The organism is Streptomyces sp. AHU1 (assembly GCF_045343905.1).
Taxonomy (GTDB): Bacteria; Actinomycetota; Actinomycetes; order Streptomycetales; family Streptomycetaceae; genus Streptomyces; species Streptomyces triticiradicis.
In genome coordinates this window covers 7904586-7921389 of record NZ_CP174283.1, presented here as the reverse complement: position 1 = coordinate 7921389, position 16804 = coordinate 7904586, and the positions used below count along the sequence as shown (strand labels likewise).

Below are 16804 nucleotides of genomic sequence, written 5' to 3'. Positions count from 1 at the left end.
CCGCACGACACCCCACTGACGGGGTGGCGTGCTCCGGCCTGCATGCATCCGTTTCTCCCGCGCGTGGGCGCGGGCACTTCAAGGAGTCGTACCTCTCATGGCACCTCGCCGTTCCCTCTTCCGCCGGACTGCCGTATCGGCTGCCATCGCCACCGCAGCGACGGTGCTGGCCGCCTGCGGCAGCAGCGATTCCTCCTCCTCGTCGGAGCACACGGGTCACGACAGGGAGGCGACGTCCACCGCCGGCCCCTCGAGCACCGCGTCCGGCGCACAGGGCAGCCACAACGCGCAGGACGTCTCGTTCGCCCAGGGGATGATCCCGCACCACCGGCAGGCCGTGGCCATGGCCGGCCTGGCCGCCTCGCGGGCGAAGTCCCAGCAGGTGAAGGACCTGGCCGACAAGATCAAGCAGGCGCAGGACCCCGAGATCGACACCATGTCCGGATGGCTGAAGGCCTGGGGCGCGAAGGTCCCGGACGCCGGCATGGAGGGCATGGAGGGCATGGAGGGCATGGATCATTCCGGCTCGCCGATGCCGGGCATGATGTCGGACGATGAGATGGACAAGCTGAAGGGTTCGTCCGGTGACGCCTTCGACAAGGCGTTCCTGCAGATGATGATCGGCCATCACGAAGGCGCGATCGCGATGGCGAAGACCGAGCAGGCCAAGGGCTCCTACGGTCCCGCCACGACGATGGCGAAGTCGATCGTCACCTCGCAATCGTCCGAGATCACCGGCATGGACAAGATGCTCGGCAAGTAGCGGAACACTCGGTCCGAGGGCTCGGAGCCGCTGTCGAACAGCCGCCCCGGGCCCGCGGGCCGATCACCCCGGTCCGAGGCATTCACATGAACTCGTTCCGACCACTCCGGAATACCCCTGGGGGGTATACGGTTGGCAGGGTGACACGATCCGACGAAGGGGAGGCCGACGATGGACCACACCGCACACGACCAGCACCAGCACGACGGCTCCGGGACGTCCTGGCGCACCGCCGCCCGGGCGACGCTGCACTGCCTGACGGGCTGCGCCATCGGTGAAGTCCTCGGCATGGTCATCGGTACCGCCGCGGGTCTGCACAACGTGACCACCGTCGTCATCTCCGTAGCGCTCGCCTTCGTCTTCGGTTACGCGCTGACCATGCGTGGCGTGCTGCGTGCCGGACTGCCGGTCCGCCAGGCGCTCAAGGTCGCGCTGGCCGCGGACACCGTGTCCATCGCCGTCATGGAGATCATCGACAACACCGTCATCGTGAGCGTGCCCGGCGCGATGGACGCCGGCCTCGACCAGTTCCTCTTCTGGGCCGCGCTCGCGTTTTCCCTGGCTGTGGCCTTCGTGCTCACCACGCCGCTCAACCGGTGGATGATCAGCCGCGGCAAGGGGCACGCCGTCGTGCACGCCTACCACTGACAACGCCGTGCACCGCCCGGCCCGGACGCCGACCCGGGCCCCCGTCCGGGCGCGACCGGACGGGGGGCGCGGGATCCTTGTCAGCGGACGACGTCGAAGACGTTCTTCTGAAGGCCGTTGGCGTACGCCTCGTGCTCGACCAGCTTCAGCTTCTGGGTGTCCTTGTCCGTGACGCTGAACAGACGCTTGCCCGCGCCGAGCAGGAGCGGGAAGACGAGCAGGTGGTAGCGGTCGATCAGGCCGGCGTCCGAAAGGCCCTGGTTCAGGGTGGCGCTGCCGTGGACGATGATCGGGCCGCCCTCGGTCTCCTTCAACGCGGCGACCTCGTCGAGCGAGCGCAGGATCGTGGTCTCACCCCAGTTCGAAACGAGGTCGTCGTCGGTGAGGGTGGTGGAGACGACGTACTTCGGCATCACCTTGTAGTCGGGGAAATCCTCCATGTCCGGCCACAGCGGGCTGAACGCCTCGTAGCTGACCCGACCCATCAGCATCGCGGTGGCTTCCTTCTGCTCCCTGCCCTTGATCTCGAACGCCTCGGGGAGGAACTCGACGTCCTTGTAGGTCCACCCCGCGTTCCGGTACCCGGGCTCGCCGCCCGGGGACTCCACGACGCCGTCGAGCGAGATGAAGGCGGTGCTGATCAGAGTACGCATCCAGGATTCCTCGGTGTCTCGTGTCCGTCCCGGCCAGGGTCGGCCGGTGCGCGCTCGGACCACCCTCGCAGCTTCCGCGCACCGACACGACCTCTGACCGCCGATCACCGGGATCCCGCCGTGGCCGCGGGCACCGACAGTCCGGGAAGTCCCGGCGAAGTGAGGCTCTTGCTAGGGCGAGTGACGCCACAACAGACTTGCGGGGCCCCTTGCTTCCCGTCCGTCACGTGGAGTCGTGTCCATGCCTCGCCTGATTCCGGATACCCGGCCGCAGCGCGTCCTCGCGGCCTCGGAGTTCGTCCACACCATCGGCACCGGCCTCTATCTGACCGCCGGAGTGCTGTACTTCACCGAGGCGGTCCACCTTCCGGCGGACCAGGTGGGACTCGGTCTCGGACTGGCCGGGCTCGTCGCGCTGACGCTGGGGGTCACGGTCGGCCATCTGGCGGACCGGTACGGAGCACGCGGCGTCTACCGGGCCACGCTCGTGGTGCAGGCGCTGGCCACGGCCGGTTTCGTACTGGCGGACAGCTTCTGGCCGTTCGTGCTCGCGGTCTGCGCGGCCGCCGGGGCGAAGACGGCCGGAGTCGCCGCCCACAGCCCGCTCGTCCGGCATTACGGAGGGGACCGGCCGCAGGAGTTCCGGGCCTATCTCCGCGCGGTGACCAACGTCGGCATCTCCCTCGGCGCGGTGCTGGCCGGCTGGGTGGTCCAGGTCGGCACCCTCACCGCGTACCAACTGATGGTCCTGGGGAACGCGTTCGCCTTCGTGGTCTGCGCGGTGCTCCTGACCCTGCTCCCGCCGGTCGCGCCGGTCCCCACCGACGGCGGCCCCCGCTGGATCGCCCTCCGTGACCACCCCTACCTGCTGCTCACCGCCCTCGACGGCGTCATGGCCGTCCAGTTCAAGGTCCTCACCGTGGGCATCCCGCTCTGGCTCGTCGGTGCCACCGCCGCCCCGCACTGGCTCATCTCGGGCACGATCCTCACCAGCACCGTCATCGTCGTCGCGTTCCAGGTGCGGGCGAGCCGCAGCATAGCCTCCGCCTCGGCCGGCGGAAGCGCCTACCGCCGGGCGGGCGTGGCCTTCCTCGTCTCCTGCTCGCTGATCTCGCTGTCCGCCGGAACACCGGCGTGGGCCGCCGCGACGCTGCTCCTGGTCGCGGCGGTGATCCACACCGTCGGCGAACTGTGGTACTCCGCCGCCGGTTTCGAGGTGTCCTTCGCCTTCGCCCCGCGGCACGCCACCGGCCAGTACCTGGGTGTGTTCGGTCTGGGCGCGGGGCTGGCCGAGGCCTTCGGGCCGGGTCTGCTGATCGCGCTCTGCATCACCTGGGGCCGCCCCGGGTGGTACGTCGTGGGAGCCATGTTCGCGCTGACCGGCCTGGCGGCACCGCTCGCCGTCCGCCGGGCGCAACGCCGGCAGGACGCCGCGCGGACCCCGGCCGAGCCCGCCGGGAACGAGAACGTGTCAGCCGCCTGACCGAAGCGCGGGAAGGACGGGAAGGGCGGCCGGGTCCGGGGGCCGGGCGTCCACGACGAAAGCCGGGCCTCCGGCCGCCGGCCGCCCCGCTCAGCGGGCGACCAGGCGCACGGCGGCGTGCGCCGGGCCGTTCACCGTGATCGAACGCAGCGGCTCCACGTCTCCGGCCGGTTCGACGACGGCGACCGACTCCACGAGCGTCTCCAGGAGCATCCGCATCTGGTGACGGGCCATGGTGCTCCCGATGCAGACGTGTTCACCCGTGCCCAGGGCCAGATGGCGGTTGGGCCGCCGGCCGAGGTCGAACCGTTCGGGTTCGGTGAACACCGACTCGTCCCGGTTGGCCGAGGGGATCCACAGCACCACCCGGTCCCCGGCCGCGATGCGCCTGCCCCCGACGACGGTGTCCGTCGTGGCCGTCCGCATGCTGTGCGTGGCGCTGCTCGTCCACCGCAGCACCTCCTCCGCCGCGGTCCTGAGGAGCTCGTCGTCCCGCTCCCGTACCAGCCGCCGCCACTGCCGCGGATGCCCGGCGAGGGCGAGGATCCCCGAGGCCATCGACAGCCCCGCGTTCTCCGACGCCCCGACGAGGTTCTCGCAGCCCAGCAGGATCTCGGTCTCGGTCAGCAGCTCGCCTTGGACCTCGTTGTTCACGAACATGCCCATCGCGTCGTCGGCGGGCTCCTCCATCCGCGCGTACATCATGTCGATGAAGTAGCGCATCAGCGCGAGATGGCTGGTGAGGGGTTTGCCGGACTCGAACGCCTCCGTCGTCCAGGCCAGCAGTCGTTCGCGGTCCTCCGGCGGTACCCCGAGCAGTCTGCCGATGTTGTGGCCGGACAGGCGGGCCCCGATGTCGTGGACCACGTCGCAGGTGCCCGCCCCGACGGCGCGGGTGACCACCGAGCGGATCTCGGCGCGCATCTCGTCCGCCAGGGAGCGGGCGCAGCGTTCGCTGAACCGGTCGGCCACCTGCCCGCGCAGGGCGCGGTGCCTGGGCGGGTCGGTGAGGGCCATGGTCCGGCCGCTGCCGGGGTCCTCCCCCAGCTCCGCCGGCCGCAGCAGGACGCCCCGGGCCGAACTGAAGACGGCCGGGTCCTGGTACACCTGCCGGATGTCGTCGTAGCGGGTGAGCGACCAGAAGCCCGGCAGGTCGCCCGGTTCGTGCCAGTGGACCGGGGCGTGCCGTCTCATCCAGCGCCACAGGGCGAACACCTCGCCGGAGGCGTGCAGGCCGGGGTCGACGACATCGGCGGGGGAATGAGTGATCACGGTCATTTCGCGGCTCCCGCGGCGATCAGGGCGAGACGGTCGTGGTAGCCCTTGAGCAGATCGAGTGCGGTGGTCCCGGTGACGGCGGCACGCCGGAACGAGAGCACCACGTCGAGCGCGCCGTTCTCGTCCGGCCACACCTCGAGGTGCAGTTCCACGGGAAGGGCTGCGTACGGCTGGCGCAGGTGGGCGGCGGTCACACCGGGCAGGTCGAGCCGGGGCGGAGGGTTGTCCTGGAGGGCGAAGAGGCACTGGAACACCGGCGGTCGCCCGGACGTCGTCCCGGCGCCCTGCGCGATGGCCGTGAAGGGGACGTCGCTGCGGGTGAAGGCGCGGTGCACCACCGCACCGGTCTCCCGGACACCGCTCTCACCGCCGTTCACCGCGTCGCCGCGCAGCCGCACCGGCATCATGTCGATCAGGCAGCCGACGGTCCGCTCCAGCTCCGGGACGGTGCGCTCGGCGACGGGCACGCCCACGGCGAAGTCCCGTTGGCCGCAGACCTCGGCCAGGACGTCCGCCCAGGCCGACAGGAGCACCACGAACCTGCTCGCACCGAGCGCCGTGCCCGTCGCGTCGAGGCCCGTCGTGAGGTCCGCGGGTACGGACACGTCGAGGTGTCCCACCCCGGTCTCCCCGGGGCCGGGCCGTTCGGGCCAGCGGATCGGGGGCACGTCCCGGAGTTCTTCCCGTGCCCGCTCGGCGCGCTCCGCCCGGTCCGTGAGGGGCGTGGCCGCCGTGGTCAGCCGGGCCCGCTCGGCCAGACCGGGCGGGGCGGGCCGGGGCTCACGCCCGGCGTAGGCGTCGGACAGGTCGCGCGCCAGGACGGACTCCGACCGGCCGTCGAAAGCGATGTGGTGGACGAGGAGCCCGAACAGCCGGCCCCCCGTCTCGGCCACCGGCACCAGCGCGGCGCGCCACAGGTCGGCGTCCTGGGGTTCGAGGGGCTCGTCGAAGAGCTGCCGCAGCGCGGCGGCCGCCTCGTCGGTGGTCGGCCGGGCGTCCAGGAGTTCCAGGGGCGGGGCGCAGATGTCGGTGACCTCGGCGTGGGGGCGGGGGTCGGCCCGGAAGGCGGTGCGCAGCACCTGGTGCCGTTCGTGGACGGCGGCGACGGCGTCCTCCAGCCGGTCCTGGTCGAGCGGGCCGTCCAGGTGCCAGACCATCAGGCAGTATCCGGACCGGTCCTGGGGCGCCGTCAGGTGCCGGGTCAGGAAGACCAGCTCCATGGCGGTCAGCGGGATGCCGCCGACGGGCGGCGGTACGGCGCCCGTGTCCCGCGCCGGGCCGCCCGTGTCCCGCGCCGAGCGGAGCCAGGTTCCGAGGCGTTCGGCCGACGCGTGCTCGTAGAGGCTCGACAGCGGTACGGGCCGCCCCGTCCGCCTGCGGATACGGGTGCAGGCGCGGGCGGCCTGGAGCGAGGAGCCGCCCAGGTCGAAGAAGGGGGTGCGGGCCGGTACGGCCGCTCTGCCCAGCACCTCGGCGAACGCCTCCGCCACCAGGCGGACCAGCGGGTCGTCGACCGCGCCGTGGTGGTCCTCGGCCGGACCGTGATCGCCCTCGGCCGGGCCGTGATCGCTCTCGGCCGGTGTGCCGGGCACGCTCGCCAGCAGGGCCCGGTCGTCCAGCTTTCCCCTGTCGGTCAGCGGGAACGAGTCCACGAAGGCGATGTGGGCGGGGCGCTGGTAGGCGGGCAGGTGGCGGGCGAGGATCGCCGGTACGTCCGGCGGCGCGCCCTCGGCCGGGCCCGGTACGCAGAAGGCCACCAGTTCGAAGGCGCCCGCGGGCTCGTTCCAGCGGGGGACCACCCGGCAGTCGGCGACGTACGGGACCAGGTGCTCGATCTGCCGCTCCACCTCGGCGGGTTCGACACGGTTGCCGCGGATCTTCACCTGCCGGTCGATCCGTCCGCGGAACTCCACGGTCCCGTTCTCGTCCCGGGTGCCCAGGTCCCCGGTGCGGTACAGCCGGACCTGCTCGCCGTCGATGTCGACGCTGATGAACTTCTCGGCGGTGAGGGCGGGTTCGTCGAGGTAGCCGAGGGCCAGTCCGTCGCCCGCGACACAGATCTCCCCCGGTTCCCCGGCCGCGCGGGAGCTGCCGTCCCGGAGGATGAGGACGGAGGTGCCGGGCACCGGACGCCCCAGCGGGATGCCGTCGGGCCGGGCGCAGTCCTCGGCGGTGATCCGGTGCGTGGTGGCGAACACCGTGCTCTCGACCGGGCCGTAGCCGTTGATGAGGACCGTGCCGGGGAACCGGTCGAGGAAGCGGCCGACGTGCCGCACGGACAGGCGCTCACCGCCGATGATCACTTGGGACAGGCCGCTCAGCGCGGTCAGGTCCTCGTCGACCATCAGGTTGAACAGGCTGCTGGTCAGCCACACCGTGTTCACGCCGTGGTCGGTGACCATCGCGCGCAGGGCCTCGGCCGTCAGGAACGGCTCGTCGATCAGGACACCGGTGCCGCCGTTGTACAGCGCGGCCCACAGTTCGAGGGAGAAGGCGTCCCACGGCAGTGCCGCCGCGAGGGGGACGACCGTGTTCCGGTCGAAACGCGCGAAGGTGTCCGGCCGGAAGAGCCGTGCCGTCGCCCGGTGCGGGGTGATCACCCCTTTGGGCCGCCCCGTGGTGCCCGAGGTGAAGAACACACAGCACGCGTCCTGGCCCCGCACGGCCACCCCGGGGCGGCGGGCGGGGCGTTCCCCTTCACCGTCGCCGCCCGTACCGCCGCCGGCCGTACGGCCGCCGGTCGTACCGCCGTCGGCCGGTGTCCACAGCGGTGCGGGCAGTCCCTCCGCCGCGCCGGGCCGACCGACGACGAGAGGGGGCCGGAGCTGTTCCACCACCGCGTCGAGACGGGCGGGCGGCCAGTCCGGGTCGAGCAGCGCGTACGCGGCGCCGAGTTCGAGCACGGCCAGCAGGGCGGCCACCAGGTCGACGGACCGGGGCAACAGGATCGGCACGACATGCCCCTGTCCGACACCGGCGGCGGCGAGCCCGTCGGCCAATTCCTCCGCGCGGGCGTCTAATTCCCCGTACGACACCCGGGCGTTCCGGGCGATGAGGGCTGTGTGCCGCGGTCGGGCGCGTGCCTGTGCGGCGAAGACGTCATGCAGCCCTTCCCCCGGCGATTCCCCGACAACTCCCGCGGTCCACACGGCATTCGAGCGCAACACATCAACTCCCTTCACAACCCCGTGCAATAAGGGGTTCGAGAGCACATCATCAGGACCGTACGACGTTGTCACGTCCACTCATTTCCTGCCAACCCCCCTTTCGCAGAACGTGGTTGAAACAGGCGTCATGCGAATACGACTGAGCCGATCCCTCGTTCGCCGGCGGTGAACTGTGCCATGATCGCAGCGCGGTCCGAGGAAACCTGTCCCGCCCACCGCCGAAGGCCGCCCTTTTCGCGCGAGAACAATGCGACAGCAGCACAACATCAGACCGAATATCCGATTTCTGGCGGCATGATGGGGGACGTTGTGACGAGTCGGGATCGCTCCTTGGACATCGCGGTCACGGGCATGGCGGCACGGTTACCGGGCCCTCGTGGAATCGACGACTGGTGGGATTCCCAGCTTCACGGGGGCGTGCACAGCAGGAGATACACCCGGGAGGAGTCGGTCGCGGCCGGAGTGCCCGCCGCACTGGCCGCCGACCCGGACTACGTGCCCGTACGCGGCCACCTCGACGACTGGGACCGCTTCGACCACGAATTCTTCCAGATCCGCAAGCGCGAGGCGGAACTGATGGACCCTCAGCATCGCTGGATGCTGGAGGTGGCCTGGAACGCCCTCGAGGACGCGGGGTCCCTGCCCCGCGAGGGCACGCCGGTCACCGGCGTCTACGCGTCCATGACGGGCAGCGGCTATCTGCGCGCGATGATCCGCGGCGGGAACGTCGATCCGGGCCTGCTGGACGACATGGTCCACGGCACCGAGCCGGACTTCATGGCGAGCCGCGTGGCCTACAGACTCGGCCTGACCGGACCGGCCTTCGCCGTGCAGACGGCCTGTTCCTCCTCACTGGTCGCCGTGCACCTGGCGGTGCAGGCACTGCTCGGCGGTGATTGCGACCAGGCCCTCGTGGTGGGGGCCGGGTTCGGCTATCCCCAGGCGGGTCATCTGCACCAGCCGGGCGGCGTGCTGTCCGCCACGGGTGCGTGCCGGCCGTTCGACCGGCACGCGGACGGGGTGATCGCCGGGTCCGGCGCGGGCGCCGTGGTGCTGCGCCGACTGGCGGACGTCACCGAGGACGACCCCGTTCCGCACGGCGTCATCCTGGGCACCGCGATCAACAACGACGGGAACACCAAGGCCGGTTACTACGCGCCGTCCTCCGCGGGGCAGGAGCGGGTCATCGGCGCGGCGCTCGATGCGGCCGAGGTCGACGGCGGCTCCATCGGCTATCTGGAGACCCACGGCACCGGCACCCGGATCGGCGACCCGATCGAGTGGGCGGCGGCCGACGCCGCGCTGCGCAGGGCGGGAGCACGGCCGGGCAGTGTGGCGGTGGGCGCCCTGAAGGCCAGCGTCGGCCATCTGGACGCCGCCGCGGGAGTCGCCGCGCTGATCAGGGCCCTGCTCGTGGTGCGCGGCGGCGTGATCCCGCCCGTCGCGGGGTTCACCGAGCGCAATCCCCTGCTGGAGGCGAGCGAGGACTGCCCCCTCTACATACCCACCGAGGCCGTCCCCTGGCCCGGGGACCGTCCGCGGCGCGCCGGGGTGAGCGCGTTCGGGATCGGCGGGACCAACGCGCACGTGGTGATCGAGCAGGCGCCGCCGCGCGAGCCGGCCGCGTCCGTCGTGGTCGCGGCCCCCGCCTCCGCGTCCGCCTCCGCCGAGGTGCCGGTGCCGCATGAGCGTCTGGTGCTGCTCTCGGCGGCGGATCCCGAGGCACTCGACCGGGTGGCCGACGACCTGGCCGCCCACCTGAAAGCCCGCGATCCGGACCTCGACGAGGTCCGCAACACCCTGGCCGACGGACGGCCGGCCCTGGGCGAACGCCTCGCGGTCACGGGCCGCACGAGTGCCGAGGTCGCCGAGCGCCTGGCCGACCGGTCCGGGGTGTCCCGGGGCACCGCGCCGGTGACGGGTCCCGCCCCGGTGGTCTTCCTCTTCCCCGGCGGAGGCACCCAACGCCCGGCCATGGCCGAGCCCTTCACCGTCCTTCCCGCCTTCGGCCGGGCGCTCGACCGGTGCCTGGCGGCCTTCGCCTCCCCGCTGGCGGAGCGGATCCGGCAGGCGCTGTTCGACCCGGACTTCCCCGCCGACGAGCTGAACCGGCCCGGACTGGCGCAGCCGGCCCTCTTCGCCGTCGGCCACGCGGCGGCGACCGCGCTCCAAGAACTGGGGGTCCGACCGGCCGCGGTGTGCGGGCACAGTTCCGGCGAGATCGCCGCGGCCGCCGTCGCCGGGGTCCTCGGCCTGGAGGACGCGGCCGCGTTCATCACCGCGCGCGGCCAGGCCATGCAGGACTGCCCGGAGGGCGCGATGCTGGCCATCGGGGCGGATGTGAAGCGGGCCCTCGCACTCGCCGAGGAGTGGGGTCTCGGCCTCGACGTGGCCGCGGTCAACGGTCCCGACTCCTGTGTGCTGGGCGGGCCGGTCGAGGAGGTGGACGCATACCTCCGGCACATCGGCGACACCTTCTTCGTACGGCGCCTGCGCTACACCCACGCGGGCCACTCCCGTCTGATCGAGCCCGCGCTGCCCACGCTCACCCGGGTGATGGCCGGGATCGAGCTCCGTCCGTCCACCCTCCCGATCGCGCTCAACGTGTCCGGGCGGGTCGTCGCGGCCGGTACCGTCCTCCCGCGCGACATGTTCGTCACCCAGGTCCGGCAGTCCGTGCTGTTCGGCACCGCCCTCGACTCGCTGGTCACGCACCTTCCGGGCGCCCTGGCCGTGGAGATCGGTCCGGGGCGTCCCCTCTCCCCGATGGCGGAGGCTGCCGGCCTCCCCGCGGTCGCCCTGGACCGGGCCAGGGACATGCCGGGGTCGGCCGTGCTCGCCGGCGTCGGCGCCCTGTGGACCCGGGGGCAGCCGATCGCGCCGGCCGGGCCGGTCGGCGGCGGCCGCCGGACCAGGCTGCCCGGCTACCCCTTCGCGGGACCGCGCTCGGTGGCCCCGGAAGCGCTCGCCTCGCCCGAACCGGAGCCGAGCCGCTCCCCGGTCCCCTCGCCCCTGCCGGAGCGGCGGAGCGAGCAGCCGGAACCCGAGAGCCCGGCGCCCCCGGCCGATCCGGTCGATCCGGTCGATCCGGCGGAGGCAGTGACACGGATCTGGGCGGAACTGCTCGGCCGTGACGCATTCCCGGCGGACGCCGACTTCTTCGAGCAGGGCGGCGACTCCCTGCTGATCATCCGGCTCATCCGCAGGGTGAACGACGAGTTCGGCGTCCGTGTCCCCGTGCGCGAGGTGCTGGCCCGGCGGACGCTGAACGGTCATATCGCGCTGGTCCGCCGCGTCCTGGAGGAGACGGACGGGCAGGGCACGTAGAGCGGGCGCGGGGCGCCCGGGGCGAGTACGGAGAGGGGGCCGGAAGGACGCGGCCCGCCGACCGCCCCGGGCGCGCCCCGCTCGACGGGGGCCGCTCGACGGGGCCCGCTGCTTCCGCACCCGGGGCGGCGGGGCGACGTCGCCGCACTTCGACAGACGGCCCATTTCACGCATCGGCGACTCACGACTTCGAAGGAGTCGAAACGCCCACATCCTCCGACTGCCGAACACGAGTCAATTCATGCATCGGCGTGCATGACTTTCCCGTACACACGGATCACACAATTCCGCTTTCGGCCGGACCGCACGCGACGAACCGCACAACCCGATTCCAACCGGGACAACCAATACCCCGTCCGCACCGGTCCGTTGCATGGATCAAGCCGCCCTCCTATGATCGCATCACGATGTCGCGGTCATCCGTGACAGAAAAGACCGCGCTCACGCTTCTCATCTCGAATCCGGACCGAGCAATAGGCGAACTCACGCCGTCGAATGCCATCGAATTCGTCGGCGAAGTGCTGGTGAGGCCGGTTGGAGCGCACACATCGCGCGAGCCCCCAGTAATCCCGCTGATAGCTTTGGGGAGTTTTCTCATGTCGGCCTTACCACCCGTGAAATCCTCTCCGTCCGAGCCGAAGGACAGCGACGGAACGACACAGGAGTGGACGGTCCCGGAACCCGGCGGACCCCTGCCCCGAAACGCGTTCGTCCCCGTGCACGAAATGGTGGCCCGCCTGGCCGCCGACCGTCCCGCGGCGATCGCCGTACGCTGCGAGGACACCACTGTCACCTACGGCGAGCTGATCTCCTGGTCCCGGCAGCTGTCCCACCGGCTCGCCGCGGCCGGAGTGACCGCCGGTGACCGGGTCGCCCTGCTCGCCGAGCCCTCCGCCGCGATGATCGCCGCCGTGCTCGGCGTCCTCGGCGCGGGCGCCGCCTACGTCCCCGTCGATCTGGCCCAGCCGGACGCCCGGGTCGCCACGATCCTCCAGGACGCGCGGGTGAAGGCCGTCGTCACGACGGCGCACACCCGGGACCGGGCGGCCGGTGCCCGGGTACCCGTCGTCACGGTCCCGGGCGTCCCCGGCGAGGACCCGGACACCGCGGCCCCCGGTTCCTTCGCGACGACGGTCGGCCCGGCCGATCCGGCCTACCTCATCTACACCTCGGGCAGTACGGGGGAGCCCAAGGGCGTCGTCGTCGAGCACCGCAATCTCACCGCCTCGACCCGGGCCCGCCTCGCGGTCTACCCGGGAAGCGCGACCTTCCTCCTGGTGTCACCGCTGGCCTTCGACTCGTCGGTCGCCGGGATATGGGGGACGCTCCTGGCGGGAGGCTGCCTGGTGGTGGCGTCCGCGGACGAACTGCGCGACACCGACCGGCTGGTCTCGCTCGTCAGCCGCCACCGCGTGAGCCGCACCCTGTGCGTGCCCACGCTGTACGGGCTGCTGCTCGACGCCGCCGAACGCGCCGGGACCGATCCGCTGGCCTGTCTGCGGCAGGTGATCGTGGCGGGCGAATCCCTGCCCCCGTCCCTGGTCGAACGGCACTTCGCCGTTCACTCCTCCGTGGTGGAGCTGGTCAACGAGTACGGACCGACCGAGGCGACCGTCTGGGCCACCTACCACCGCTTCACGGATGCCGGGCCGGTCAGCATCGGCGGCCCGGTACCCGGTGCCCGGCTCTACGTCCTCGACGGCGAGCTCCGACCCGTACCACCGGGCGCGGAGGGCGAGTTGTTCATCGGCGGGGACGGGGTGGCACGGGGCTACTTCGGCCGTCCCGAGGCCACCGCGGCGGTCTTCCTCGACGACCCCTTCGCCGGCGGACCCGGCGCGCGGATGTACCGGACCGGCGACATCGTCCGCCGGAACGCGGACCACGGCCTGGACTTCGTCGGCCGCGGGGACGACCAGATCAAGGTCCGCGGCCACCGTGTGGAGCTCGGTGCGGTCGAGTCGGCACTGCGCGCGCTGGAAGGCGTGCGGGACACGGTCGTGCTGCCCGACGCGCGGCGATCGGGCCTGATCGGCTTCGTCGCGTCCCCGGGGGGCGCGGACCCGGTCGTACTGCGCCGCGCCCTCGCCGAGAAGCTGCCCCCCGTGATGGTGCCCGGCGAGTTACGGGTCCTGCCGGAACTGCCGCGCAACCTCAACGGCAAGCTCGACCGCGCGCTGCTGCGGACACTCGCCGCGGAGCCGTCGGCCGCCGCCCGCCCGGACACCGCCCGCCCGGCGGCCGCTCCGCTCACCGACGATCCGCTCGCCGACCGGGTGACCGCAGCCTGGTCGGAGGTGCTCGGCGTGGCCACGGTGCCGCCGGACGTCAACTTCTTCGATCTCGGCGGCCATTCACTGGCCATGTTCAAGCTCCAGGACGCGCTGGAGCAGCACTGCGGGATGCGGCCGTCGATCGTCTCCCTGTTCCAGGAAACCACCGTGGCAGCACAGATCGCGCTCATCCGCACCAGCCGCGAACAGGGGGAGGACACGGCGCCGTCCTCCTCCGCCGACGCCGCCCGCAGGGCCCGTACGGCCAGACTTCGCCAGCAGCGCGCCCGGAAGGAGGCCCGCCAGTGACCGCGGACGCGTCAAGTGCCCCGGAGACCTCGGAGAACCCGGAGGACGCCGAGCACTCGGGGAACTCGGGAAACTTGGGGAACTCGGGGATCCCGACGGCCTCGGACGCCTCGCGCTGGCTCGTGTGCGAGACCCCTCGGCCCGAAGCGCGCGGACGTCTGGTGTGCTTCGCGCACGCCGGGGCGTCGGCGTCCTTCTACCGTTCCTGGGGCCGGTCGCTGACCGAGGTCGAGGTGCACGCCGTCCAGTACCCGGGGCGCGCCAACCGGTTCGACGAGGAACCGCCGGACGATCTCCTCCGGCTCGCCGCCGGTGTCGCCGACGCGCTGGAACCACTGGCGGATCTCCCGCTCTCCCTCTTCGGACACAGCCTGGGCGCCCCGGTGGCCCTGGAGACGGCACGCGAACTCCAGCGCCGGGGCATCGAGATCGAGCACCTCTTCGCCTCCGGCTCCTGCGACGCCCCGCTGCCCGCTCCCTTCCTCGGCGACGAGGACCCCGACGAGATCCTCGAGGAGCTGGTCAGGATGGGCGGCACCGAGGCGGAGATGGTCGCCGACCCGATCTTCCAGGAGGTGGTCCTGCCGTACCTGATCGCCGACAACCGCATGTTCCACACCTATGAGATGGCGCCCGAGCCGCTGCTCGGATGTCCGGTCACCACCATCGTCGGCGACCTGGACGAGGACGCGGACCGCCGCCCGTGGAGCACGCTGACCACGGCGCCCGTCCAGGAGGTCGGCGTCCCCGGGAACCACTTCTACCTCGTCGCCGACCCGCCGTACCCGATCCTGCGGGAGGCCCTCTCCACCCCGCGGCCCAGCTCCTGAGGATCCGGGTGCGGGGCCACGGAGTTGAGTGACACGAACGGGGACCCGCACCCGGGTACGGGCACACGGACCGCCCATCGGGACGCGGGCCGGCTCCCGACGTGCTCCGCGCGCGAGCGGGGTGATCCACGACTCGGCACCGACATCGGCGAAGACCGCCTGGCCGGCAGTGGACAGGACTGTCACATCCCGCGGGTACAGTCCGCCCGAAACTCCCAGGTGGCTGCTGAAGGAGCACGAGTGTCAAGAACCACCCCGCCCCGGCCTGTTGACATCGCGTCCGTGTTCCCGGAGCTGGCGCCGTTGGCCAGGCAGGCCGTCCGCCTGCACCCCCGCGCGGGCCGGCCGACCGTTCACGACAGCTCCGTCGGCGGACCACTCCTGTGGCCGGCCGACGAGACATGGCCGACCTGCGCGAAGGAACACCACAACGGGAACCCGCCCGTCTCCCTCGACGACATCCGCCGAAGGCGGGCGCTGCTCGACGCCGCCTGGCTTCGCCCCCGCGAGCCTCGCGAGCACCTCCTCGACCCCGACGAGCGCGCGTATTTCGCCGAGCTCCAAGCAGGGCATCCGGCTCACACCGAGCCGAACGCCCTGCTGCCGGTCGCCCAGCTCCACCTCCGCGACGTCCCGGGCTTCGCGGGCCCCGAGGGAGCCGACCTTCTGCAAGTCCTGTGGTGCCCCCTCGACCACCACAACGGGCTTCCCGCCGCCCGCCTCGTCTGGCGGAACGCCGCGGGCGTCGGCGAGCTGCTCACCGATCCCCCGGAACCCGCCGACGTCGAGCACTACGGCGGCTACGTTCCCGCGCCCTGTGTCCTGCACCCCGAGGCCGTCACCGAGTACCCGGCACCGCACGAACTCCCGGAGGAGCTCGCCGACCGTCTCTACGCCTGGGGAGAAGAGCAGGAGGAGGACCCGGAAGAAGGCCTCGGCGGCGCCTACTACCGGTACGAGCTCTCGGTCGCTCCTGGTTGGAAGGTCGGCGGTTGGGCCCCGTGGAGTCTCTGCGACCCCAAGCCCATGCACTGCGATACCTGCAACGCCCGGTACGAGCCCCTGTTCACCATCGACTCCGGCGAAGGCAACGGCTGGAACGACAGCTGGACCCCGCTGAAAGACCTCGAGAAGCCGTCAGGTCCCACCGGGCTGCGCACTCCCGCCGATGCGCCGATGGTGAAGATCGGCAGGGGCTGCAGCATGCAGATCTATGTCTGCCCGACCTCGTTCGACCACCCCCATCTCGAAGTCATGCAGTGAGCACGTCCGCGCGTCCCTCCCGCCGGGCGAGCAGTCGGCGCCGACCGGTCCGAAGCCCGAGCGGATCCCCGCGCCGCCCTGAGTCTTGTCCCGTAACGATCTCCGGGTCGTAGGGGCATGGGGCTTCGCCGCACCGGCTCGGGGTCTGATGACCTTGCGCGCCAGGTATCGCAGGCACATGCGGGCATGGGGAAAGGCCGTGTCGACGGGACCCCGGGCGGAGACCTTCCTGCGGGGCGTGGTGCGACGAGTGTCGGCGGGAGAAGCGCCGCAGCCGTGGTGGATTCCGCGACGCCTGCTGACCGTGGTGTCGGCTGATGTCGACTGATGCCCGGCGTGGTCATCGGTGGGTGGCACGGGAGTTGGGTCGAGATGGGCCAGCGGCCCAAGGAGTCCCCGGGACAGGCACGGTGGACGCTGGATCCTTTGGTGGGAGTCGCCCCCTTGCGCTTCGGGATGTCGCCCGACAAGGTGTCGGCGGTGTTGGACGGAGCCGTCGCGTACGCCTCGTACGACTTGGGCGGCGGGGCCGGCTGGGGGTACTACCTGTACGGCGTCTTCGAACTCGCCGACATGCGCACGCGGAGTCAGCTTCCCAGGCGTAGCCCGGCGAGCCAGACGTCCGGGGTGCTCGGGGTGCTCGGGACGGCTTCGGTGGGCGGGGCCACCGGCGCGGTGGTCGCCTTCGGCCATGCGTGACGGGCGAGCAGCCGGCCGAGGGGGCCTCGGGCACGTGGCGCCGGGGTGGGCTCCGTCGCCGGTACGGCCACGCCGGGGACGGGGGTGGCCGGGACGGCGGCGGCATCCGCC

Annotated in this window: 11 protein-coding genes; 8 read left to right on the top strand and 3 right to left on the bottom strand. The window is 72.0% G+C overall.

Annotation, left to right across the window (positions count from 1 at the left end; all coding sequences use genetic code 11):
* Positions 1 to 97: 97 nt before the first annotated feature.
* Together ACICHK_RS34980 and ACICHK_RS34975 are read left to right on the top strand one after the other, a co-directional pair.
* On the top strand, positions 98 to 763 hold the full coding sequence (locus tag ACICHK_RS34980; protein ID WP_406840044.1) for a DUF305 domain-containing protein: 666 nt from the start codon (positions 98 to 100) through the stop codon (positions 761 to 763).
* 171 nt (positions 764 to 934) lie between these two features.
* Entirely contained in the window at positions 935 to 1411 is a 477-nt protein-coding gene (locus ACICHK_RS34975; protein WP_406840043.1) for a DUF4396 domain-containing protein, read from the top strand.
* Positions 1412 to 1491: 80 nt separating this feature from the next.
* Here ACICHK_RS34975 and ACICHK_RS34970 read toward each other — a convergent pair whose 3' ends face one another.
* Complete coding sequence (locus ACICHK_RS34970; protein WP_406840042.1) at positions 1492 to 2064, bottom strand: dihydrofolate reductase family protein; 573 nt, start codon at positions 2062 to 2064, stop codon at positions 1492 to 1494.
* A gap of 241 nt (positions 2065 to 2305) precedes the next feature.
* On the opposite strand from ACICHK_RS34970, the gene ACICHK_RS34965 reads away from it, so the two are divergent.
* Complete coding sequence (locus ACICHK_RS34965) at positions 2306 to 3547, top strand: MFS transporter (RefSeq protein ID WP_406840041.1); 1242 nt, start codon at positions 2306 to 2308, stop codon at positions 3545 to 3547.
* 90 nt (positions 3548 to 3637) lie between these two features.
* On the opposite strand, the gene ACICHK_RS34960 is transcribed toward ACICHK_RS34965, so the two are convergent.
* Both ACICHK_RS34960 and ACICHK_RS34955 read right to left on the bottom strand, forming a co-directional pair.
* Complete coding sequence (locus ACICHK_RS34960) at positions 3638 to 4825, bottom strand: cytochrome P450 (RefSeq protein WP_406840040.1); 1188 nt, start codon at positions 4823 to 4825, stop codon at positions 3638 to 3640.
* Entirely contained in the window at positions 4822 to 7974 is a 3153-nt protein-coding gene (locus ACICHK_RS34955) for an amino acid adenylation domain-containing protein (protein WP_406841400.1), read from the bottom strand. Before ACICHK_RS34955 ends, ACICHK_RS34960 begins: the two co-directional genes overlap by 4 nt.
* Before the next feature lie 195 nt (positions 7975 to 8169).
* On the opposite strand from ACICHK_RS34955, the gene ACICHK_RS34950 reads away from it, so the two are divergent.
* The 5 genes from ACICHK_RS34950 to ACICHK_RS34930 all read left to right on the top strand — a co-directional run bounded on the left by ACICHK_RS34950 (position 8170) and on the right by ACICHK_RS34930 (position 16693).
* On the top strand, positions 8170 to 11319 hold the full coding sequence (locus tag ACICHK_RS34950) for a type I polyketide synthase (protein ID WP_406840039.1): 3150 nt from the start codon (positions 8170 to 8172) through the stop codon (positions 11317 to 11319).
* Between the two features lie 725 nt (positions 11320 to 12044).
* On the top strand, positions 12045 to 13901 hold the full coding sequence (locus ACICHK_RS34945) for a non-ribosomal peptide synthetase (RefSeq protein ID WP_406841399.1): 1857 nt from the start codon (positions 12045 to 12047) through the stop codon (positions 13899 to 13901).
* A complete protein-coding gene (locus ACICHK_RS34940; RefSeq protein WP_406840038.1) occupies positions 13898 to 14731 on the top strand; it encodes a thioesterase II family protein in 834 nt (277 codons plus the stop codon). Before ACICHK_RS34945 ends, ACICHK_RS34940 begins: the two co-directional genes overlap by 4 nt.
* A 240-nt stretch (positions 14732 to 14971) precedes the next feature.
* A complete protein-coding gene (locus ACICHK_RS34935; protein WP_406840037.1) occupies positions 14972 to 15994 on the top strand; it encodes a hypothetical protein in 1023 nt (340 codons plus the stop codon).
* 372 nt (positions 15995 to 16366) lie between these two features.
* The gene (locus ACICHK_RS34930; protein WP_406840036.1) at positions 16367 to 16693 is read left to right on the top strand and encodes a hypothetical protein; all 327 of its coding nucleotides are present in this window, start codon (positions 16367 to 16369) and stop codon (positions 16691 to 16693) included.
* The last annotated feature ends 111 nt before the right edge of the window (positions 16694 to 16804 follow it).